Here is a 19,470-nt window from a genome sequence, read left to right as displayed (position 1 = left end):
GCCTAGGCGCGCGCCGGGATCGCTATTTCAGGCTTAGTCGCATGCGCGTCGACCTGTTCGACTTCGATCTGCCGCCCGAGCGCATCGCGCTCCGACCCGTCTCGCCGCGCGACGCGGCGCGTATGCTCGTCGTGCGCCCCGGTTCCGTGCCCGAGCTGACCGACGCGCAGGTGCGCGACCTTCCCGAGCTGTTGGCGCCGGGCGATGCGCTCGTCGTCAACGACACGCGCGTCTTCCCCGCCCGCCTCGACGGCATCCGCCGACGCAGCTCGTCGCAGGGTGAGGGCGTAAAGGTCGAGGCCATGCTGCACAAAAGGCTCGGCCCCGATGCTTGGCTAGCGCTGGCCCGCCCCGGCAAGCGGCTGGCGCCGGGCGACACCATCGAATTCGCTTCCCCCAATGGCGGGGCGGTCCTCGCCGCTCGCGTCGAGGGGAAAGGCGAGGGCGGTGAGGTGACACTACGCTTCGCGGCCGCCGGCCCGGCGCTCGATTCCGCCATCGCCGCCATCGGCCACATTCCGCTGCCACCCTATATCGCCGCCAAGCGCGCGGACGACGCGCAGGACCGCGCGGACTACCAGACCATGTTCGCCGCCCATGAGGGGTCGGTCGCCGCACCCACGGCCGGGCTGCATTTCACGCCGGAGCTGATCGCGCGGCTCGCCGCGCGCGGGGTCGAGACCCACCGGGTGACGCTCCATGTCGGCGCCGGCACCTTCCTGCCGGTGAAGGCCGACGACACGCAAGACCACCGCATGCATGCCGAATGGGGCGAGGTCTCGCCCGAGGCGGCGGCGTCGCTGAACGCGGTGAAGGCGCGCGGCGGCAAGGTCGTGACCGTCGGCACCACGGCGACGCGCCTCATCGAGAGCGCGGCATCGGGAGACGGGCGGCTCAGCGCGTGGCGCGGCGAGACCGACATCTTCATCACCCCCGGAACGCGCTTCCGCTTCATCGACGGGATGCTTACCAATTTCCACCTGCCGCGCTCGACGCTGGTGATGCTGGTGGCGGCCTTTGTCGGCCACGACACCCAGAAGGGCGCCTATGCCCACGCCATCGCCAGCGGCTACCGCTTCTATTCCTATGGCGATGCCTGCCTTTTGCTGCCACAAGCCCGGCCATGAACACTCCCGACTTTCGCGAACAGACCGATTTCCATTACAGCCTGCACGCCACCGACGGCGCGGCCCGCCTCGGCGAGGTCGTCACCCCGCGCGGCGTCATCCGCACGCCCGCCTTCATGCCGGTCGGCACTGCCGGTACGGTGAAGGGCATGTATCCCGAGCAGGTACGCGAGCTTGGCGCCGATATCCTGCTTGGCAACACCTATCATCTGATGCTGCGCCCGGGTGCCGAGCGGGTGGCCCGGCTGGGAGGCTTGCACACGCTGATGCGCTGGCCGCACCCGATCCTGACCGATTCCGGCGGCTTCCAGGTGATGTCGCTCGCGAGCCTGCGCAAGATGAGCGAGAAGGGCGTGACCTTCCGCTCCCACATCGATGGCGCCTATCACGAACTGACGCCGGAGCGCTCAATCGAAATTCAGGGCCTGCTCGGCGCCGATATCCAGATGCAGCTGGATGAGTGCGTGCGCCTGCCCGCCAGCCAGGATGAAATCGCCCGGGCGCTGCGCCTGTCGTTGCGCTGGGCGGAGCGTTCGAAGAAGGCGTTCGAGGCCCAGCCGAAGGGCCGGGCGCTGTTCGGCATCGTTCAGGGCGGCGACGATGCGGAACTGCGGACAGAATCCGCGCGCGGCCTCATCGATATCGACTTTCCCGGCTATTCCATCGGCGGCCTCGCCGTCGGCGAGCCGCAGGAGGTGATGCTGGCGATGCTGGAGGTGGTGACACCGATCCTCCCGGCGGGCAAGCCGCGTTACCTCATGGGGGTCGGCACGCCGGACGATTTGATCGAGAGCGTGGCGCGCGGTGTCGACATGTTCGACTGCGTGATGCCGACCCGCGCCGGCCGCCACGCGCAGGCCTTCACCCGCTTCGGCAAGATCAACCTGAAGAACGCCCGCCATGCGGAGGATCCTCGCCCGCTGGACGAGACAAGCGACTGCCCGGCGGCGCGCGACTATTCCCGTGCCTATCTCCACCACCTCGTGCGCTGCGACGAGATGCTGGGTTCCATGCTGCTCACCTGGGTGAACCTCGCCTATTACCAAAGCCTGATGGCCGGCATCCGCGCCGCCATTGCCGAGGGGCGGTTCGAGGCGTTCAAGGCCGAGGTAAAGGAAGGCTGGGCACGCGGGGACATTGCCGCGCGGTGAAGCCGTTTCACCTGCCATCATCTTGGACGGCCGTGGGCCGATCCCGGCTCTGCGCATCGCTTCGACCGGGATGACGGCATGAGAGCGCATGCCCGGGACGGGCCCGGGCATGCGCTTGCTTATGCGATCACGCCGCCAGTTTGCCGGTGAGGGTGGCGACATGCTTACCCTGGAAGCGGGCGCCGGCGAGTTCGACCTCGGACGGCATGCGCGAGCCATCGCCATCGGTGATGGTGGCGGCGCCATAGGGCGAGCCGCCCTTGATCTCGTCCACGCCCATCTGGCCCTGGAAGGCATAGGGTAGGCCGACCACCACCATGCCGTGATGCAGCAGGGTCGGCAGGAAACCGAGAATCGTCGATTCCTGCCCGCCATGCTGGGTGGCGGAGGAGGTGAAGACCGAGCCGACCTTGCCGACCAGCGCGCCGGTGAACCACAGACCGCCCGTCTGGTCGATGAAGCTGCGCATCTGCGAGGCCACCGTGCCGAAGCGAGTCGGGGCGCCAAAGATGATGGCGTCATAGTCCTTCAGCTCGTCGACAGTGGCGATCGGCGCCGTCTGGTCGAGCTTGAAATGGCCAGCCTTGGCAATCTCCTCGGGAACCGTTTCCGGCACCCGCTTCACCGCCACGTCGGCGCCCGCCTCGCGGGCACCCTGGGCAACGGCTTCGGCCATCGCTTCGATGTGACCATAGGTCGAATAATAAAGTACCAGGACTTTCGCCATGTTCCTCACTCCTCGGTTCAGGTGGCGGAGCTTGCGGCCCGCCGGAAATCGTGGCGTGAAGCTAGGGCCGCCGGTGATGTTGCGGAAGCGGCATGTTAGACGGAGCGATATTGCATCCGCGCAATCAAAAATGCGGCGTTGTGGCGTCGGCTGGCTTCTGGAAACCGCGCGCATGAGTGGCCACTGAGTCTTGCCTTCGCCGACCGAAACCCTTAAGCCCCATCCCGTGGGGGCCCGTAGCTCAGCTGGTTAGAGCGCGTGACTTTTAATCATGAGGTCCTGGGTTCGAGTCCCAGCGGGCTCACCACGCGCAAAGGCGTTGTTCCTGAAGCGGTTTTCAGCAGCGGGTGTTGAGATGTCATACGCAAAGTTCATTCCGGCCACGGCCTTCGCCCTTGCTCTCTGCGGCGCCCAGCCGGCACTGGCGGCCGGCGCCTTCGAATGCCCCAAGAGCACGCTCGAAGCGTCGCAGGCCGCCACCATCAAGGCGGCGCTGCCGGCCGGCGATGGCCTCGACGCGCCGGACGCGCTGGACGCGGCGGTCGATTCGCTGCGTGCCAAGGGGATCGGCTCCGGGCTCATCATCGATGGTGTGATCACCGCCTATTGCCCATCGGTTGCGGCGCAGGGCGGGCTGAGCGATGCGGCCAAGACCGAGAAGCTCGCGACCTTCGCGTCGCGCGTCACCCGCACGGTCTATGCGCTCGACAGCGCCGATGCGGTGATCCTCGACGTCGCCTTCCCGCCGTCGATTCTCAACGATATCAACGCCAAGGCCGCCGCCGCCAAGGTGTCGCCGGAAGCCTGGGTGCGTGGCGCGGTCGACGCCGCCCTGAAGTAAGCCCTTGCGCCGGCTCTCGTTTTAGAGGGTCGGCGCCTTAGTTTCCGGTCAGGCTTTCCAGCCGCGCAATGACGCTCTGGTGGAACTGATCCATCGAGTCGATGCTCGTATGGTCGATGCCGGGCTGGCCGGAGAGGTCGATATTCTCAAGGTCACCCGTGTAGCCGGGCACCGCCGTGACCGGCACGCCGAAGCCGTCCGCCGCCCAGAAATTGATCAGAATCGCGACATTCTGCGGCACCGGATCGGGCGCCGTGGCATCGAATGTGACCGCGAGATCGACCGGAATACCCTGCGTTTGCAAGGCGTTAGCGACCGTTATCACGGCGTTGGCGCCGAGGGAGTGGCCGATGAGAATCGTCGGGCCCTCATGGCCGTCACGCTCGCGCTGCTCGATCAGGGCAATGACCTGCTGCGCCTCGTCCCAGCCATAGATCTCCGCGTGATAACCCTGCGCCGCCAGCTCCTGCTCCAGCGCGTCAAGTCCTTGCGAGAACACGCCAAATAGCCCGCGCAGCAGATAGACATGGGTATCGGCGCGGGCCGGCAGGGGCGCGGCGGCGCTCTGGCCGTGATGCGGCGCATGCGCCCGATTGGCGTGGCCGGCCAGTGCGGTGAGGAGGACGATCGGTGCGATGAGAGCGAGAAGGGTGAGCAGGCGTCGCAGCCGTTTCATTCTGTGATCCCGGAGCATAAAAGGCTCCGCTAGATAAACCAGCTTGCCGCCGATTTGCCATCCATTGATGAGGCTCACCATGCCCAGCACCCTCGCCACTGTGCCGACCGCGCACGCCAGCCGCTATCTGCAGCAGCTCTGCAAGCATTGGGCGCACAAGCTGGAGGTGAGCATCACCGCCGAGCGGGGCGTCGTGACCTTTTCCGAAGGAACGGTCGCCACGATGGAGGCGGTGCCGGACGGTCTCGCGGTAGGGATCGCGGCGCCCGATGCGGAGACGCTGGAGCAGATGAAGGGCGTCGTCGCCCGCCATCTCGACCGCTTCGCCTTCCGCGAGGCGCCGCTGTCCTTCGACTGGCGCGACGCCTGACGCTAGCCGCCCGCGCCTCCGCTGCCCCTGCGAATGCGGAAGGAGAGCACGCCGGCCTCCTGCGCCTGCGCTTCCAGCACATGGCCGTCCTGGTGGGCGAGGTGGGGAATGTCGATCGCCGCCATCGGGTCGGTGCACTCGACCAGGATGACCGCCCCCGGCAGGGCGCGCGCCAGCGCCCGCCTCGTATGCAGCGCCGGCAGCGGGCACTTCAATCCCTTGAGGTCGAGCCGCTGCAGGCTGTCGTCGTGGTCCATGGCACACCTCCCGCGCCGGGGTAGGACGCGGGCTCGGCGCGGGCAAGCGGAAAGCGTGATCGGGCGATGCCGCCTCCCGGCTTGACGTGGCCGCCGGCGGGACGCGAAGTGCGGGCAAAGCCAGTGGCGGAATGGGCAGGGGGGCGTGCATGCGGCTGATCGGATTCGCGGGGTGGAGCGGTGCGGGCAAGACCACGCTGCTGGCGCGGCTGATTCCCGTGCTGGTGGCGCGCGGGCACCGCGTCTCCACGGTGAAGCACGCCCATCACAATTTCGACGTCGACAAGCCGGGCAAGGATTCGCACACCCACCGCACGGTCGGGGCCAGCGAGGTGCTGATCTCCTCGGCCAATCGCTGGGCGCTGATGCATGAATTGCGCGGCGCTCCCGAGCCCGATCTGCCGGAACTCGTCGCCCGGCTGTCGCCGGTCGATCTCGTGCTGGTGGAAGGCTTCAAGCATGACCGCCACCCCAAGATCGAGATTCACCGGGTCGAGGTCGGCAAGCCGTTCCTCTATCCCGATGATCCGTTCATCGTCGGCCTCGCCTGCGACCGGGTGGTGCCGGGCTGCCCGCGCCCGGTGATCGACCTCGCCGATATCGAGGCCATCGCCGATTTCGCCGACCAGCATGCCGCCCCGGTCGCCGGCATCGCCTGGCGGCCGGCGGATCAGAGCGCGGGATAGGCGGCGAGCAGGCGCTCGGCCGCGATAAGGTCCTCAGGCGTGTTGAGGTTCAGGAACGGATCGACCGGCGCCTGCGGCCACTCGACCGGCGCGGCGCCGATGTGCCGGGCCCAGCGCATCATCCGGCGCTCGTCCTCCTCCACCAGCAGGCGGCGCAAGGCGTCCCGGGAGGCCAGCGGCCACAGGCCGACCACCGGATGCTCCCGCCCGCCGGAGACGGCATAGGCGGCGCCCGTCTCGCCCGCTGCCGCCGCCAGCCGCGCGGTGAGGTCGCGGGGGAGAAAAGGGCAGTCGCCCGGCACGGTCAGCAGAAATCGGGTTGCCGGCGCGGTGCGCGCGAGATGGTCGAGGCCGGCGAGGATGCCGGCGAGCGGGCCGGGATGATTGGGCAGCGTGTCCGGCACCACAGGCAAGGCAAGCCCGAACCGCTCCGCCGGGCCGTTGGCGTTCAGCAAGAGCGGGGAGACCTGCGGGGCGAGCCTGTTGGCAATGCGCGCGAGGATGGTCTCGCCGCCGAGCCTGAGAAGGCCCTTGTCGCCGCCGCCCATGCGCCGCGACAGGCCGCCGGCAAGGATGAGGCCGGCCGGCGCGGCGGAAATCATGCGGTTGGCCGGGTCAGCAGATAGGCCGACACTCCGACGAAGATCGCCCCAATTATCGCCAGCACCGGAATGGGCAGGCCGATGAACACCAGCAGCGCGAAGCTGCCGGCCATGCTGGCAGCGGCAGTGAATTGGGCCCAGCGCGGCACCACCCCGCTCGCCCGCCACGCCACCACCGAGGGGCCGAGGCGGGGATGGGTGAGCAGCCAGCGCTCGAAGCGCGGCGAGGAGCGGGTGAACAGCCAGGCGGCGAGGATGAGGAACACGGTGCCGGGCATGACAGGCGTGACGATGCCGACAATGCCCAGCCCGACGCACACCCAGGCAAGGGCAAACATCGCCCAGCGCACAGGTGCCGCAAGGGAAGATGTCTTTTGCTCTTGCTCCGTCATGCAGGGGTGCATCACCGCATCGCCAAGTCGTTCGTTCCTCAACCTGTAGTCATTATCCCGCGCTGAGCAGCTTCACCGCCACGTCGCGCTCGAAGACATGTAGCAACAGCCGCAGCGCCGCGCCACGCGGGCCCTGAAGATCGGAATCGTTCTGGACTGCTGCAAGTGCTTCCGCCCGCGCCTGAACCAGCAAATCCCCGTGTACGTCGAGCCGCGCCAGCCGGAAGCCGGGAAAGCCGCTCTGCCGCGTGCCGAGCACATCACCCTCGCCACGCAGTTTCAGATCCTGCTCGGCAAGGAAGAACCCGTCCTCGGAAGACCGCAGCGCCTCCAGCCGCTGACGGGCAATCTCGCCCAGCGGGCGGCGATAGAGCAGCACGCAGGTGGAAGCCTCCGAGCCGCGCCCGACCCGGCCCCGCAGCTGGTGAAGCTGTGCCAGACCGAAACGTTCCGCATGCTCGATCACGATGATGCTGGCTTCGGGCACATCGACGCCGACCTCGACCACCGTTGTGGCGACGAGAAGCTGGGTCTCGCCGGCGGCGAAGGCGGCCATCGCCGCATCCTTCTCCGCGCCTTTCATCTTGCCGTGGACGAGGCCGACGCGGGCGCCGAAATGCGCCTGCAATTCGCCAAAGCGTGCCTGCGCGGCGGCGAGGTCGGAGGTCTCCGATTCCTCGACCAGCGGGCAGATCCAATAGGCGCGCCGTCCTTCCTCCAGCGCCCGGCCGAGGCGGGCGACAATCTCGTCGATGCGGTCGGTGGGGATGGCGCGGGTGTCGATGGGCTGGCGACCGGCCGGCTTCTCCCGCAATTCGCTGGAATCCATGTCGCCGAAATAGGTCAGCACCAGCGTGCGGGGGATCGGCGTCGCGGTCATCACGAGCACATCCACCGCCTCGCCCTTGGCCGCCAAGGCGAGGCGCTGATGCACGCCGAAGCGGTGCTGCTCGTCGACGATGGCCAGCGCGAGGTCGTGGAAGTCGACGCCTTCCTGGAACAGCGCATGGGTGCCGATGACGAGGTCGACCGCGCCGTCGGCGAGCCGGGCCAGCAGCTCGGCGCGGGCGCGGCCCTTCTCGCGGCCGGTGAGCAGGGCGACGGTGAGGCCCGCCTTCTCCGCCAGCGGGGCGATGGTCTTCATGTGCTGGCGGGCGAGGATTTCGGTCGGCGCCATCAAGGCCGCCTGCCGGCCGGCCTCGATGACGGTGGCGGCCGCCAGCAGCGCCACCACGGTTTTGCCGGAGCCGACATCGCCCTGCAGCAGCCGCAGCATGCGGTCCTCTGACCCCAGATCGGCACGGATGGCCTTGAGCGCCTCGGTCTGCGAGCCGGTGAGCGAAAAGGGCAGGGCGGCAAGGATGCGCGCCGACACCGCCCCGTCGCCGAGGCTCGGCCGCCCGGCCTGCTTCACCGTGCTGGCCCTCAGCAAAGCGAGGGCGAGCTGGCCGGCGAGCAATTCGTCATAGGCGAGGCGCTGCCAGGCCGGGCCGAGCGGGCTGGCATCCAGCGCGTCGCGCGGCTGGTGCACCTTGCGCAGCGCGGCGAGGAAGCCGATGTCGGGCGCCTCCGCCCGCCATTCCGGCAGATCGCCCACCTGTGCCAGTGCCGCCTCGATGGCGCGTCGGACATGGCCCTGGCCCAGCCCCTCGACGAGGGGATAGAGCGGCTCGATCGGCGGCAGCCTGGCAAGGCCGGCGGCATCCACGACCCTGTCGGGGTGAACCATCTGCGCCATGCCGTCGTACAGCGTCACGGTGCCCGACACCCAGCGCGTCTCGCCAATCGGGAGAAGGCGCTCCATCCAGCTGCGCTCGGCCTTGAAGAAGGCGAGCGTCAGGTCGCCGGTGGCGTCGTGTCCATAGACGCGATAGGGGGCGCGGGAACCGGGGGGCGTGGGGACATGGCGGTCGACATGGATTTTCACTGTCACCACCGTGTCGGGCACGACCTCCGACAGGGTGGGGCGCGCCCGTCGGTCGATGGTGGAGGCGGGCAGGTGCAGCAGAAGATCGAGCACCCGCGCGCCGTCCTCCCGCCCGAGCAGGCGGTTGAACGGCCGGGCGAGCTTCGGGCCGATGCCGGGCAGGCCGGTGATCTCGGCGAAATAGGAATTGAGGATGTCGGGCCGCATGATGCCGGGAAGGTGGACGAAGGGCGGGCGCTTCGCAATCGTCCTGTCGGCCCTCGCATCAGCCATTCCGACAAGCCACCTGACAGCGGCGCCCTTGCGCGCTAGAACCACCGCCTTCCGCGCGTCGCATTTCCGGCGCCCCGCCACCGAGGTCTCGACATGACCGGCACCACGCGCTCCAGCGCGGGCCTTGATGCCCGCCGCCGCCGCATTCTCTACCGCTCCTGGCATCGCGGCACCCGCGAGATGGACCTGCTGATGGGCCGCTTCGCCGATGCCTGCATCGGCGAGTTGAGCGAGGAGGACGTCGCCGCCTTCGAGCTGCTGATCGAGGTCGAGGACCCCGACCTCTATGGCTGGCTCGGCGGCGCCCCGCCGGCGCCTGAATTCGACACCCCGCTTTTCCACCGCTTCCGCCAGTTCCACCTGTCGGGAGAGGGCGTTCCCGAGATATGAAGACCCCGACGACATGAAGACGCCCCTTGCCTCGCTGACCAAACGGCTGGCCCCCGGCCGGACGCTGACCCTCGCCAATGTGCCCGCCGGCATGGAGGGGCTGGTCGTCGCCGATCTCGCCCGCGCTCTGGCGGCGCAGGACGACGCGCCCTGGCCGACGCTGATGGTGATCTGCCGCGACACCGAGCGGATGGCGGAGCTGGAGCGCGCGCTCGGCTTCTTCGCGCCGGGCGTCGAGGTGCTGCCCTTCCCGGCCTGGGACTGCCTGCCCTATGACCGCGCCTCGCCCAACGCCGCGATCATCGCCCGCCGGATGACGACGCTGGCCCGGCTCGCCCGGGTGAAGGGCCGCGAGGCCGGCACCATCGTGCTGACCACGGTCAACGCCGCGCTGCAGCGCGTGCCCCGGCGCGCCCTCATCGCCACCCAGTCCTTCTCGGCGGCGCCGGGCAATGCGCTGTCGCTCGACGAGGTGGTCGGCTGGGCGGAGATCAACGGCTTCCAGCGCACCTCCACCGTGCGCGACACCGGCGAATATGCGGTGCGCGGCGGCATTGTCGATCTGTTCCCACCGGGCATGCCGCTGCCGGTGCGGCTCGACTTCTTCGGCGACACGCTGGAATCGATCCGCTCCTTCGATCCCGAGACCCAGCGCACCGCCATGCAGATGCGGTCGCTCGACCTCGTGCCGATGAGCGAATTGCAGCTCACCAGCGAGACGATGAAGCGCTTCCGCATGGCCTATGTCGCCGCCTTCGGCGCGGCGCCGCGCGGCGACCTGCTCTATGAGGCGGTGAGCGAGGGCCGGCGCTATCCCGGCATGGAGCACTGGCTGCCGCTGTTCCATGAAGGGCTCGACACGCTGTTCGACTACGCCCCCGACGCCCCGGTGGTGATGGAGGCGCAGGGCGACGAGGCCGCCGCCTCGCGGCTCGAACAGATCGCCGATTATTACGACGCCCGCCGGCACGGGCTGGAGCATGGTGGCGGGGCGGTGCCCTACAAGCCGCTGCCGCCGGACGCGCTCTATCTCACGGCGGAGGAGTGGAAGGCCCACCGCGAGAGCGCGCGCAACCTCGCGATTTCCGCCTATGCGCTGCCGGAATCGAAGGACGTGATCGACCTCGACGGCCGCACCGCGCGCTCCTTCGCGCCGGAGCGGGCCGACCCTGAGGCGGCGCTGTTCGACATCGCCGCCGCCTATCTGCGCGATCTGGCGAAATCCAAACGCACCATCCTTGCCGCCTGGTCGGATGGCTCGCGCGACCGTCTTGCCACCGTGCTGGCCGATCACGGCCTCAAGGGCACGCAGACGGTGGGCTCGCGCGACGCTGCCGAAGCGCTGCCCAAGGGCACCATCGCGCTCGCCGTGCTTGGCATCGAGAACGGGTTCGAGACCGATTCCCTCGCCATCATCGGCGAGCAGGACATTCTCGGCGACCGCCTCGTGCGGCCCAAGCGCAAGGGCCGCCGGCCGCAGGACGTGATCGCGGAACTGGGCGCGCTGACCGCCGGCGACCTCGTCGTGCATGTCGACCATGGCATTGGCCGCTTCATCGGGCTGAAGACCATCGAGGCGATGGGCGCGCCGCATGACTGCCTGGAAATCCACTATGCGGAAGGCTCCAAGCTCTTCCTGCCGGTAGAAAACCTCGAACTTCTCTCGCGCTATGGCTCGGAGGATACCGAGGCGCAGCTCGACCGGCTGGGCGGCGGCGGCTGGCAGGCGCGCAAGGCGCGGATGAAGAGCCGCATCCGCGAGATGGCGGCCGAGCTGATCAAGGTCGCGGCGCAGCGCCATACCCAGGAGGCGCCCCGGCTGGTGCCGGCACCGGGCCTCTATGACGAGTTCCGCGCCCGCTTCCCCTATGAGGAGACCGAGGACCAGGAAGCCGCCATCGAGGCGGTGTTCGACGATCTCGGCTCCGGCCACCCGATGGACCGTCTGGTGTGCGGCGATGTCGGCTTCGGCAAGACCGAGGTGGCGCTGCGCGCCGCCTTCGCCGTGGCGCTGAACGGCAAGCAGGTGGCGGTGGTGGTGCCAACCACGCTGCTGGCGCGCCAGCACTTCAAGACCTTTTCCGAGCGCTTCAAGGGGCTGCCCGTCGTGGTGCGGCAGGCCTCGCGCCTCGTCACCGGCAAGGAGCTTTCCGAGACCAAGAAGGGCCTTGCCGACGGCACGGTCGACATCGTGGTCGGCACCCATGCGCTGCTGGGCAAGGCGATCGCGTTCCGCGACCTCGGCCTCGTCATCGTCGATGAGGAGCAGCATTTCGGCGTCAGCCACAAGGAGCGGCTGAAGCAGATGCGCGCCGAGGTGCATGTGCTGACCCTGACCGCCACGCCGATTCCGCGCACGCTGCAGCTGGCGATGACCGGGGTGCGCGAACTCTCCATCATCGCCTCGCCGCCGGTGGACCGGCTGGCGGTGCGCAGTTTCATCACCCCGTTCGACCCGCTGATTGTGCGCGAGGCGCTGCTGCGCGAGCGCTATCGCGGCGGCCAGAGCTTCTATGTCTGCCCGCGCATCGAGGACCTCGCCGAGGTGAAGGACTTCCTCGACAAGGCGGTGCCGGAGGTGAAGGTGGCCGTCGCCCATGGCCAGATGGCGGCGACGCAGCTCGAAGAGATCATGTCCGCCTTCTATGACGGGCAGTTCGACGTGCTGCTCTCCACCACCATCGTCGAATCCGGCCTCGACATCCCCACCGCCAATACGCTGATCATCCACCGCGCCGACATGTTCGGCCTCGCCCAGCTGTACCAGCTGCGCGGGCGCGTCGGCCGTTCCAAGACCCGAGCCTATGCCATCTTCACTTTGCCGGCGCAGAAGCAGGTGACGGCGCAGGCCGACCGCCGGCTGAAAGTGCTGCAGTCGCTGGACACGCTGGGGGCGGGCTTCCAGCTCGCCAGCCACGACCTCGACATTCGCGGTGCCGGCAATTTGCTGGGCGACGAACAGTCCGGCCATATCAAGGAGGTCGGCTACGAGCTCTATCAGGAGATGCTGGAGGAGGCGATCGCCAACCTCAAGGCCGGAATCACCGCGCCGGTGGCCGACAAGTGGTCGCCCACCATCTCCATCGGCACGCCGGTGCTGATCCCCGAGGACTATGTGACCGACCTGCATGTCCGCCTTAGCCTCTATCGCCGGCTGGCCGACATGGAGACCGACGCCGAGATCGAGGCCATGGGCGCGGAAATGGTCGACCGCTTCGGCACGCTGCCCGAAGAGGTGGAGCAGCTGCTCAAGCTGGTGGGGATCAAGGCGCTGTGCCGCCGCGCCAATGTGGAGAAGGTGGATGCCGGCCCGCGCGGCATGGTGCTGACCTTCCGCGACGGGCGCTTCCCCAACCCGGCCGGCTTCATCACCTATGTCGGCAAGCCGCATGTGGTGGCGAAGATGCGGCCCGACGGCAAGGTGATGTTCTCGGAGGACTGGCCGAGCGCCAATGCGCGGCTCAAGGGCAGCGCCGGCATTCTGAAAGAGCTGGCGAAAATTGCCGAGCAGGGGGCGAAGGCGGCTTAGCCGCCTCGCGGGAAGGGCGGCGTAGGCCGCCGCCCTCGCGGGGCCAGCCGTGATCCCGGCCGCAGCCGAAGGCGGAGGGCCGGGATCGTTCCCAGGATGGGGGCGCGATCCCGGAGAGGACCTGCGGTTCTTCCGGGATGACCAAGCAGAGAGGGGCCCCGGCTCGCCGCCTGCGGCTGCGGCCGGGATGACGGCTTACACCGCCTCGCCTCTATCGCGCCGGTTCAGTCGAGCGGGCTCTCATAGGCGCCGTCGCTGTCGGGCATCACGTCGGCATCGACATCCGAGCCGGGGCCGCTCAGATTCTCGTAATTGCCGCCGGCCTGCTCCATGTAGTCCTGGCTCTTGTCCGCCCCCGGCTTGTCCGGCAGCGGGCCGTAATCGAGATAGTTCGGGTTGTTGATCGGCGGAATGCTGATCTCCAGCCCGCCCCCGGCCGGCTTGTTCGGATGCACCTCGATCGGCTGCTGCGCGCCGGCAGGGGAAAGGCCCGCGACGAGGAGAGCGGCGACGGAAAGGACGGCGTAACGCATGGACTTCGCTCCAGCACTTCATTCGGGCACCGACGGCCCATCTTCGCTGGCCGCCCGTGCGCATTGCCCTTAAGGACCGCGTTCGGGCGCGGCTGTCCAGCGCTTCATGCGCACGATGACGCGGTTTTAGCCCGATGTGGCGGTCAGGCCCCGCACCCGCGCGCGGGACGTTATGGCTTTGCCTGCCACCAGCTTTCCGCCAGCGTGCCGGAAAGCGCCAGCGTCTGCGGCCGCTCCACCTTGCGCCAGCGCGCGATCCATTGGCCCGGCGTGTAGAACAGCGGCACCGAGAAACCGGCGGAAATCAGCACCCGGTCGAGCGCCCGCACCGCCGAGACGAAATGCTCCCGCTCGCGCGCCGCCAGCAGCGCCTCGATCATCGCGTCCGCCGCCGGGCTCTTCAGCCCCATGAAGTTGCGCGTGCCGGGTGTGTCGGCGGCGGCGGAGCCGAAATAGAACGCCTGCTCATTGCCGGGTGAGAGCGACTGGTCCCAGATATAGGGCACCACGTCGTAGTCATAGGTCTGCTTGCGGGCCTCGAACTGCACATTGTCGACGAGGCGGATGTTCAGCCGCACGCCGGCGCGGCGCAGCATGTTCTGATAGGCCAGCGCCAGCCGCTCCTGGTCCTTGGTGCCGACGAGAAGTTCCGGGGCGAAGGGCTGGCCGGTGGCGCGGCTGGTCAGCGTGCCGGCCTTCAGCTCCCAGCCGGCGGCGGCGAACAGGTCCAGCGCCTGGCGCAGGCGCGTGCGGTCGCGGCCCGAACCGTCCGAGCGCGGGGCGTGCCAGGAGCCGTCCATCACCTCAGGCAGCACGGCGTCGGCATAGGGGGCGAGCAAGGCCTGCTCGCGCGGATCGGCCGGGCGGCCGAGGCAGGACAGCTCGGAATCGTCGTAGAAGCTGCCATTGCGGCGGTAGAGGCCGAAATAGAGGTTCTGGTTGGCCCATTCGAAGTCGAACAGCTCGACCATCGCCTGGCGCACCCGCGCGTCCGTGAAATACGGGCGGCGCATGTTGAAGATCAGCGCCGAATAGGGCTTGGGCGTGCCGGTGGCGACTTCCTCGGTGACGATGCGCCCGTCGCGCACGGCCGGAAAGTCGTAGCCGGTCTTCCAGCGGCCGGGGTCGGTCTCGTAGCGAATGTCGTAGAGGCCGCGCTTGAAGGCTTCAAACTGCGCATTCACATCCCGGTAGAAGTCATAGCGCAGGCTATCGAAATTGAAATTGCCGCGATTGACCGGCAGTTCCGCGCCCCAATAGGCGGGCGCTCTTGCCAGCAGCACCGTCTCGCCCGGCTTCACCTCGGCCACGGTGTAGGGGCCGCTGCCGAGCGGCGCCTTGAAGCTGGTCTGCTCGAAGGTCTCGGGATCGGTGGCGTGGCGGGCCAGCACCGGCATCAGCGCGAGGATCAGCGGCAATTCGCGGTCGACCACGCCGAAGGTGAAGCAGATGGCGAGCGGGCCGGTGACTTCCGCCTTCGCCACCTTGCCGTAATAGGTGCGGTGGTTCGGCCGCCCCTTGGCGCGCAGCAGTTCGAACGAGAACAGCACGTCGTCCGCCGTCACCGGCGCGCCGTCGGCAAAGCGCGCGCGCGGGTCGATCTCGAAGGCGACATAGGAACGCGCCGCGTCGGTCTCCACTTGGCGGGCCAGCAGGCCATAGCAGGTGAAGGCCTCGTCCGGGCTGCGCGCCATCAGGCTTTCGACGATGTTCCAGCGCACAAAGGGCGGGGCGGAGCCGCGCACGATGAACGGGTTCAGGCTGTCGAAGGAGGCGACCGCGCCCTGGATCAGCCGGCCGCCCTTCGGGGCGTCGGGATTGACGCTGCGGTAATGAGAAAACCCCTCCGGATACCGCGGCGCGCCGTGCATGGCGATGCCGTGGCTCGCGGTGCTTGGGTTTGACGTGACGCCGGACCCGGCGGCGGCACTGTCCTGCGCCCGCGCGGGCGCCAGTAGTGGGTATCCGAGTGCCGTTCCGCCGGCAATTAAGACGTTGCGCGCAAAGGCCCGCCGGGTGATACCGCTCACGCATCGGCTCCTGGTCAGAGATTCGGCTCGTATTTGCCGCCGAGTTCTAGCATGAACCAGACACCGATATTTCCCGGGGTCACTCTGTCGCCTCAATTGCGCTTGAGACAGCCCCACGATCGCGTTATGGCGGCGAGGCGTCCGCTGTTCTCTCTACCCGGTTCGCTCGACAGGAACTCGACATGATCCATCGCTCCACTCTTGCGCGCAGCCTTGCTGGCGCCGCCCTGGCGCTGGCCTTCGCCAGCGGCGCCGCGCTCGCCCAGACGGCGCCGGCCAAGCCCGCCGCCAAGCCGGCGGCCCCTGCCGCCCAGCCCGCGCCCGCCGCCGGCCAGCAGGCCGCCGCGCCGCAGCAGATTCCGGCGATCCCGATTCCGTGGATGAAGCGCTGCCGCCAGGAGCCCTCGATCAACAAGAACGTCTGCGAGCTGGAGCAGACCATCATCACCGATACCGGGCAGTTCCTCGTCCGCTTCGGCGTGTTCGAGGTGCAGGACGACCCGAAGAAGGCGTTTACCGTCGCCTTCCCGACCGGCCTGCTGCTGCGCAACGGCTTTCGCGTCGCGCTCGCCAATGAGCAGCCGATTCTCGGCACCTTCGTGATGTGCGACCAGCAGTTCTGCCGCGGCGACATCCAGGTCGACCAGGGCTTCGTCGACCGCATGAAGAAGGCCCCCGGCCTGACGCTGCAGGTCGCCAATTCGGTCGGGCGCCTGATTTCCTACCCGATCGGGCTCGGCGACTTCGCCAAGGTCTATGACGGCCCGCAGACCGACCCGAAGGTCTTTGAAGGCCAGATCGCCAAGATCCAGGAGCAGGTGAAGGCCCGCCAGGAACAGCTCAAGGCCGAGGCCGAGCAGCGCGAGCAGCAGACAAAGGCCGGTTTGGAAAAGCTTGGCGCCGAGAAGCTGAAGAACGCCCCGGCCCAGTAAGGCCCGCCCTCCGGCTGACATGGCCAGAATGCAGAACGCCCGGCGATGAGCCGGGCGTTTTCGCTTGAGCACGTTCGTTTGAGCAAGAGGCGAGGGGCCGGTGCTATTGCAGCCGCTCGCTGCGCACCCGCCAGCCGCCATCGCCATCGGCCGCCAGCATTTCCGGGACCTGGGGATGGCGCACCGGCTCGCCTGTCGTGTCGAGTTCGAGGTTCTGCTCGGAGACATAGGCGACGTATTCGGTCTCCGCATTCTCGGCCAGCAGGTGGTAAAAGGGCTGGTCCTTGGTGGGGCGGATATGTTCCGGGATCGATTCCCACCATTCGTCGGTGTTGGAGAATTCGGGGTCGACGTCGAACACCACGCCGCGGAACGGGTAGTGGCGGTGCCGGACGATCTCACCGATACGGTATTTGGCGTTCCGCTCTTTCATCATGAACTCGTCCGCCATCCTGAACTTGTCCGCCAGAGGCGGTGGCGCCCCCGTAGCGGGCCACGCCAGAGCCTGTCAACCGCCGCTCATGCAACGCGCGTGCCCGAACGCCGCACCCGCCTCACCCCAGCGCGGCTGAAGATGACGATTGACCGGGGCGAGGCGAGCCGGTAGCGAGCCGTCATGGACGAGGTCCTCGCGCTCGCGCTTCCCTTCTTCGGTGTGATCTTCCTGGGGCTGGGATGCGGCCGGCTGGTGCGCATCCCGGAAAGCGGCCTCGCCTGGCTCAGCTTCTTCATCATCTATCTGGCGCTGCCGGCGCTGTTTTTCTCGCTGGTGGCGCGCACGCCGTTTCACGAGCTGACCAACGGCTCCTTCATCCTGGCGACGACGGCGACGACGGCGGTGTGCTTCACCCTCTCGCTGGGGGTCGGGCTCTGGCTGCGGCGCGGCAACCTGCCGGAAGCCACCATCGCCGCCATTGTCGGCTCCTATGCCAATGTCGGCTATATGGGACCGGGATTGACGCTGGGCGCGCTCGGGGCTGGCGCCTCCGTGCCCACCGCGCTGATCTTCGTCTTCGACAGCCTGTTCTTTTTCACCATCGTGCCGGTGTTGATGGCGATGAGCGGGCGCGACCGGCGCGGGCTCGGTCACACCCTGCTGCTGGTGGTGCGCCGTGTCGTCACCCACCCGTTCAATGTCGCGACTTTTCTCGGGGTGCTGTCGGCCTATTTTGAATTCCATCCGCCGGCCGCGTTGGACAAGACGCTGGAATTTTTGCGCAACGCCGCCGCGCCCTGCGCGCTGTTCACGCTCGGCGTCTCGGTCGCGCTGCGGCCGATGGGGAAGATGCAGAGTGAGGTGCCGTGGCTGCTGGCGATCAAGCTGGTCATCCACCCGGCGCTGGTCTGGCTGGTGCTGAGCCTGGTCGGTGGCTTCGATCCGGTGTGGATCGCCACCGCCGTGCTGATGGCGAGCCTGCCGCCGGCGCTGAACGCCTTCATCATGGCCAAGCAGTACGACACCTATGTCGCCGGCGCCTCCGGCGGCGTGCTGGTCGGCACCGTGGTCTCGGTGGCGACGGTGACGGCCATGCTCTACGCCCTGCAGCACGACATGCTGCCGCACGGGCTGCTGCAGTAAAAGCCGCGCCCGGAGCCTAGTGCACGTCCGGTGAAAGCCAGTTCACCGGACGTGCACTAGCTTTTTGATTTGACGCATTTTCTTCACGCGAACCGGTATCCACTTCGCTCGAAAATGCTCTAAAGCGGCGCCCCCGCCAGCAGGCGCGGCACGTCGCGGGTCGGGCCGACGCCCTCGCGCATCACCAGCCGCCGCAGGCCGGACGACTGGCCGAGCATCCACAGCCCGAGACCGCGCAGGCCGGCGACCGGCAGCAGATCGGTCAGCAGCGAGCGGTTGAACAGGTCGATGGCGAAGCCGCGCGTGGCGACGTCGCCGCGCCGGCGGCGCTCATAGGCCTCCATCGCGTCGGTGCCGCCAATATCGCGCCCGGCGCGGGCGGCGTCGCTGGCGATCTCGGCCAGAGTGGCGGCGTCGCGAATGCCGAGATTGAGCCCCTGCGCGCCGATGGGCGGGATGATGTGCGCGGCCTCGCCGACCAGCGCGACCCGGCCCCGGGCGAACTGCGCGGCGGTGCGCTGGCTGAGCGGGAAGCTGCCACGCGGCGAGACGAGCCGCATGGTCCCGAGCAGCGAATGCGCCTTGCGCTCCATGGCAAGGGCGAAGGCGGCATCGTCCAGCTCCGCCAGCGCCTGCGCCTCCGCCGCCGAGACGACGCAGACGACGCTGGAGCGATTCCCCGGCAGCGGCACGAGGGTGAACGGCCCGGTGCGGGTGTGGAATTCGGTCGAGATGTCGCGGTGCGGGCGGCTATGGGCAAGGGTGGCGGTGACGGCGACCTGGGGATAGGCGCGCGTCTTGACCTCGATTCCGGCCGCGCGCCGGCAGGGCGAGTTGCGCCCGTCGGCGGCGGCGACCAGCGCCGCATCGAGACGGTCGCCGCCCTCCAGTTCCAGCGTGGCATGGGTGGGCGCCTCGATCACGCCGGTGACGCTGGCCGCCAGGCGCGCAATGCCGGGCGTTTCCGCCACCGCCGCGTCGAGCGCGGCGAGCAGCGCTTCGTTCTCGACATTCCAGGCGAAGCCTTCCAGCCCGAGCTCGCCGGCACGGAACTCGACCTCGGGCGCGCGGATCAGCCGGCCGGTGTCGTCGACGAGGCGCATCACCCGCAGCGGCGAGGCCGCAGGGCGCAGCGCCTCCCACACGCCGAGCGCCTGCAGCGCCTTCACCGAGCCGTCCATCAGCGCCGTGGTGCGGGGATCGTGGGTGCGGGGCGGGGCGATCAGCGTGACGGCAACGCCGCCCGACGCCAGCGCCAGCGCGGCGATGAGGCCGCTCGCGCCGCCGCCGACGACCGCCGCGATCTGCCCTGTGTGCGGGTCGGATGACATGTGAACCTCCATGTGCATCACCGGGACTATAAGCCGGGCGTGGAGTGTGGGATAAGCAGGCCGACGTGGTCTGGCAATGCAGATCGCGGCGGGCGCATATTATATGTCAGATGTGGA

19 protein-coding genes and 1 tRNA gene are annotated in these 19,470 nt (G+C 68.5%); 10 read left to right on the top strand and 10 right to left on the bottom strand.

Translation table 11 applies throughout. The annotated features are described in order from the left end of the window. The first annotated feature begins 41 nt into the window (after nucleotides 1-41). Together queA and tgt are read left to right on the top strand one after the other, a co-directional pair. On the top strand, nucleotides 42-1,127 hold the full coding sequence (queA, locus tag BLO63_RS04665) for a tRNA preQ1(34) S-adenosylmethionine ribosyltransferase-isomerase QueA (RefSeq protein ID WP_091437093.1): 1,086 nt from the start codon (nucleotides 42-44) through the stop codon (nucleotides 1,125-1,127). Beyond that, nucleotides 1,124-2,278, top strand: a complete 1,155-nt coding sequence (gene tgt, locus BLO63_RS04660; RefSeq protein ID WP_091437092.1) for a tRNA guanosine(34) transglycosylase Tgt — start codon at nucleotides 1,124-1,126, stop codon at nucleotides 2,276-2,278. The genes queA and tgt overlap by 4 nt, the downstream gene beginning before the upstream one ends. A 127-nt stretch (nucleotides 2,279-2,405) precedes the next feature. Here the strand turns inward: tgt and wrbA are convergent, their stop codons facing one another. Then, a complete protein-coding gene (gene wrbA, locus BLO63_RS04655; protein ID WP_091437090.1) occupies nucleotides 2,406-3,005 on the bottom strand; it encodes an NAD(P)H:quinone oxidoreductase in 600 nt (199 codons plus the stop codon). A 230-nt stretch (nucleotides 3,006-3,235) separates the two neighbouring features. Here wrbA and BLO63_RS04650 point away from each other — a divergent pair. Together BLO63_RS04650 and BLO63_RS04645 are read left to right on the top strand one after the other, a co-directional pair. Next, nucleotides 3,236-3,312, top strand: a tRNA-Lys gene (locus tag BLO63_RS04650). Between the two features lie 48 nt (nucleotides 3,313-3,360). Beyond that, entirely contained in the window at nucleotides 3,361-3,846 is a 486-nt protein-coding gene (locus BLO63_RS04645) for a hypothetical protein (protein WP_091437089.1), read from the top strand. Between the two features lie 37 nt (nucleotides 3,847-3,883). On the opposite strand, the gene BLO63_RS04640 is transcribed toward BLO63_RS04645, so the two are convergent. Continuing rightward, entirely contained in the window at nucleotides 3,884-4,603 is a 720-nt protein-coding gene (locus BLO63_RS04640; protein ID WP_244517614.1) for an alpha/beta hydrolase family protein, read from the bottom strand. On the opposite strand from BLO63_RS04640, the gene BLO63_RS04635 reads away from it, so the two are divergent. Next, nucleotides 4,602-4,892: a DUF2218 domain-containing protein gene (locus BLO63_RS04635; RefSeq protein ID WP_091437086.1), complete on the top strand. Its 291-nt coding sequence runs from the start codon at nucleotides 4,602-4,604 to the stop codon at nucleotides 4,890-4,892. The two genes, BLO63_RS04640 and BLO63_RS04635, sit on opposite strands and share 2 nt — an antisense overlap. A 2-nt stretch (nucleotides 4,893-4,894) precedes the next feature. On the opposite strand, the gene BLO63_RS04630 is transcribed toward BLO63_RS04635, so the two are convergent. Further along, the gene (locus tag BLO63_RS04630; protein ID WP_091437084.1) at nucleotides 4,895-5,149 is read right to left on the bottom strand and encodes a sulfurtransferase TusA family protein; all 255 of its coding nucleotides are present in this window, start codon (nucleotides 5,147-5,149) and stop codon (nucleotides 4,895-4,897) included. A gap of 149 nt (nucleotides 5,150-5,298) precedes the next feature. Between BLO63_RS04630 and mobB the strand changes: the two genes are divergently transcribed. Next, complete coding sequence (gene mobB / locus BLO63_RS04625; RefSeq protein ID WP_091437082.1) at nucleotides 5,299-5,835, top strand: molybdopterin-guanine dinucleotide biosynthesis protein B; 537 nt, start codon at nucleotides 5,299-5,301, stop codon at nucleotides 5,833-5,835. Here the strand turns inward: mobB and mobA are convergent. The 3 genes from mobA to recG form a co-directional block, all read right to left on the bottom strand. After that, complete coding sequence (mobA, locus tag BLO63_RS04620; protein ID WP_091437080.1) at nucleotides 5,820-6,437, bottom strand: molybdenum cofactor guanylyltransferase MobA; 618 nt, start codon at nucleotides 6,435-6,437, stop codon at nucleotides 5,820-5,822. The genes mobB and mobA overlap by 16 nt on opposite strands. Then, complete coding sequence (locus BLO63_RS04615; RefSeq protein ID WP_244517612.1) at nucleotides 6,434-6,775, bottom strand: YbaN family protein; 342 nt, start codon at nucleotides 6,773-6,775, stop codon at nucleotides 6,434-6,436. Before BLO63_RS04615 ends, mobA begins: the two co-directional genes overlap by 4 nt. A 106-nt stretch (nucleotides 6,776-6,881) precedes the next feature. Beyond that, the gene (recG, locus tag BLO63_RS04610; protein WP_091437283.1) at nucleotides 6,882-8,963 is read right to left on the bottom strand and encodes an ATP-dependent DNA helicase RecG; all 2,082 of its coding nucleotides are present in this window, start codon (nucleotides 8,961-8,963) and stop codon (nucleotides 6,882-6,884) included. A gap of 159 nt (nucleotides 8,964-9,122) precedes the next feature. Here recG and BLO63_RS04605 point away from each other — a divergent pair, with 159 nt between their 5' ends. Together BLO63_RS04605 and mfd are read left to right on the top strand one after the other, a co-directional pair. Next, nucleotides 9,123-9,419, top strand: a complete 297-nt coding sequence (locus BLO63_RS04605; RefSeq protein WP_091437077.1) for an FAD assembly factor SdhE — start codon at nucleotides 9,123-9,125, stop codon at nucleotides 9,417-9,419. A 13-nt stretch (nucleotides 9,420-9,432) separates the two neighbouring features. Further along, on the top strand, nucleotides 9,433-12,948 hold the full coding sequence (gene mfd / locus BLO63_RS04600) for a transcription-repair coupling factor (RefSeq protein WP_091437076.1): 3,516 nt from the start codon (nucleotides 9,433-9,435) through the stop codon (nucleotides 12,946-12,948). A gap of 224 nt (nucleotides 12,949-13,172) precedes the next feature. Here the strand turns inward: mfd and BLO63_RS04595 are convergent, their stop codons facing one another. Then, nucleotides 13,173-13,481, bottom strand: coding sequence for a hypothetical protein (locus BLO63_RS04595; RefSeq protein WP_091437074.1), 309 nt, complete (start codon nucleotides 13,479-13,481; stop codon nucleotides 13,173-13,175). Nucleotides 13,482-13,651: 170 nt separating this feature from the next. After that, the gene (locus BLO63_RS04590) at nucleotides 13,652-15,352 is read right to left on the bottom strand and encodes an extracellular solute-binding protein (protein ID WP_091437072.1); all 1,701 of its coding nucleotides are present in this window, start codon (nucleotides 15,350-15,352) and stop codon (nucleotides 13,652-13,654) included. 341 nt (nucleotides 15,353-15,693) lie between these two features. Between BLO63_RS04590 and BLO63_RS04585 the strand changes: the two genes are divergently transcribed. Continuing rightward, nucleotides 15,694-16,443, top strand: coding sequence for an invasion associated locus B family protein (locus BLO63_RS04585; RefSeq protein ID WP_091437071.1), 750 nt, complete (start codon nucleotides 15,694-15,696; stop codon nucleotides 16,441-16,443). Nucleotides 16,444-16,546: 103 nt separating this feature from the next. Here BLO63_RS04585 and hspQ read toward each other — a convergent pair whose 3' ends face one another. After that, nucleotides 16,547-16,876: a heat shock protein HspQ gene (hspQ, locus tag BLO63_RS04580; RefSeq protein ID WP_244517608.1), complete on the bottom strand. Its 330-nt coding sequence runs from the start codon at nucleotides 16,874-16,876 to the stop codon at nucleotides 16,547-16,549. Between the two features lie 183 nt (nucleotides 16,877-17,059). On the opposite strand from hspQ, the gene BLO63_RS04575 reads away from it, so the two are divergent. Beyond that, a complete protein-coding gene (locus BLO63_RS04575) occupies nucleotides 17,060-18,022 on the top strand; it encodes an AEC family transporter (RefSeq protein WP_091437067.1) in 963 nt (320 codons plus the stop codon). Between the two features lie 119 nt (nucleotides 18,023-18,141). On the opposite strand, the gene BLO63_RS04570 is transcribed toward BLO63_RS04575, so the two are convergent. Next, nucleotides 18,142-19,353: a UbiH/UbiF family hydroxylase gene (locus BLO63_RS04570; protein ID WP_091437066.1), complete on the bottom strand. Its 1,212-nt coding sequence runs from the start codon at nucleotides 19,351-19,353 to the stop codon at nucleotides 18,142-18,144. Nucleotides 19,354-19,470 lie beyond the last annotated feature (117 nt).

Source organism: Ancylobacter rudongensis (genome assembly GCF_900100155.1).
Taxonomy (GTDB): Bacteria; Pseudomonadota; Alphaproteobacteria; order Rhizobiales; family Xanthobacteraceae; genus Ancylobacter; species Ancylobacter rudongensis.
This window is presented reverse-complemented; position numbering and strand designations above follow the sequence as displayed.

Excerpts from the sequence above, each read along its gene's own strand:
- queA (WP_091437093.1), top strand. The coding sequence starts at position 42 with ATGCGCGTCGACCTGTTCGACTTCGATCTGCCGCCCGAGCGCATCGCG.
- tgt (WP_091437092.1), top strand. The coding sequence starts at position 1,124 with ATGAACACTCCCGACTTTCGCGAACAGACCGATTTCCATTACAGCCTG.
- wrbA (WP_091437090.1), bottom strand. The coding sequence starts at position 3,005 with ATGGCGAAAGTCCTGGTACTTTATTATTCGACCTATGGTCACATCGAA.
- BLO63_RS04645 (WP_091437089.1), top strand. The coding sequence starts at position 3,361 with ATGTCATACGCAAAGTTCATTCCGGCCACGGCCTTCGCCCTTGCTCTC.
- BLO63_RS04635 (WP_091437086.1), top strand. The coding sequence starts at position 4,602 with ATGCCCAGCACCCTCGCCACTGTGCCGACCGCGCACGCCAGCCGCTAT.
- BLO63_RS04640 (WP_244517614.1), bottom strand. The coding sequence starts at position 4,603 with ATGGTGAGCCTCATCAATGGATGGCAAATCGGCGGCAAGCTGGTTTAT.
- BLO63_RS04630 (WP_091437084.1), bottom strand. The coding sequence starts at position 5,149 with ATGGACCACGACGACAGCCTGCAGCGGCTCGACCTCAAGGGATTGAAG.
- mobB (WP_091437082.1), top strand. The coding sequence starts at position 5,299 with ATGCGGCTGATCGGATTCGCGGGGTGGAGCGGTGCGGGCAAGACCACG.
- mobA (WP_091437080.1), bottom strand. The coding sequence starts at position 6,437 with ATGATTTCCGCCGCGCCGGCCGGCCTCATCCTTGCCGGCGGCCTGTCG.
- BLO63_RS04615 (WP_244517612.1), bottom strand. The coding sequence starts at position 6,775 with ATGTTTGCCCTTGCCTGGGTGTGCGTCGGGCTGGGCATTGTCGGCATC.
- recG (WP_091437283.1), bottom strand. The coding sequence starts at position 8,963 with ATGCGGCCCGACATCCTCAATTCCTATTTCGCCGAGATCACCGGCCTG.
- BLO63_RS04605 (WP_091437077.1), top strand. The coding sequence starts at position 9,123 with ATGACCGGCACCACGCGCTCCAGCGCGGGCCTTGATGCCCGCCGCCGC.
- mfd (WP_091437076.1), top strand. The coding sequence starts at position 9,433 with ATGAAGACGCCCCTTGCCTCGCTGACCAAACGGCTGGCCCCCGGCCGG.
- BLO63_RS04595 (WP_091437074.1), bottom strand. The coding sequence starts at position 13,481 with ATGCGTTACGCCGTCCTTTCCGTCGCCGCTCTCCTCGTCGCGGGCCTT.
- BLO63_RS04590 (WP_091437072.1), bottom strand. The coding sequence starts at position 15,352 with ATGCACGGCGCGCCGCGGTATCCGGAGGGGTTTTCTCATTACCGCAGC.
- BLO63_RS04585 (WP_091437071.1), top strand. The coding sequence starts at position 15,694 with ATGATCCATCGCTCCACTCTTGCGCGCAGCCTTGCTGGCGCCGCCCTG.
- hspQ (WP_244517608.1), bottom strand. The coding sequence starts at position 16,876 with ATGAAAGAGCGGAACGCCAAATACCGTATCGGTGAGATCGTCCGGCAC.
- BLO63_RS04575 (WP_091437067.1), top strand. The coding sequence starts at position 17,060 with ATGGACGAGGTCCTCGCGCTCGCGCTTCCCTTCTTCGGTGTGATCTTC.
- BLO63_RS04570 (WP_091437066.1), bottom strand. The coding sequence starts at position 19,353 with ATGTCATCCGACCCGCACACAGGGCAGATCGCGGCGGTCGTCGGCGGC.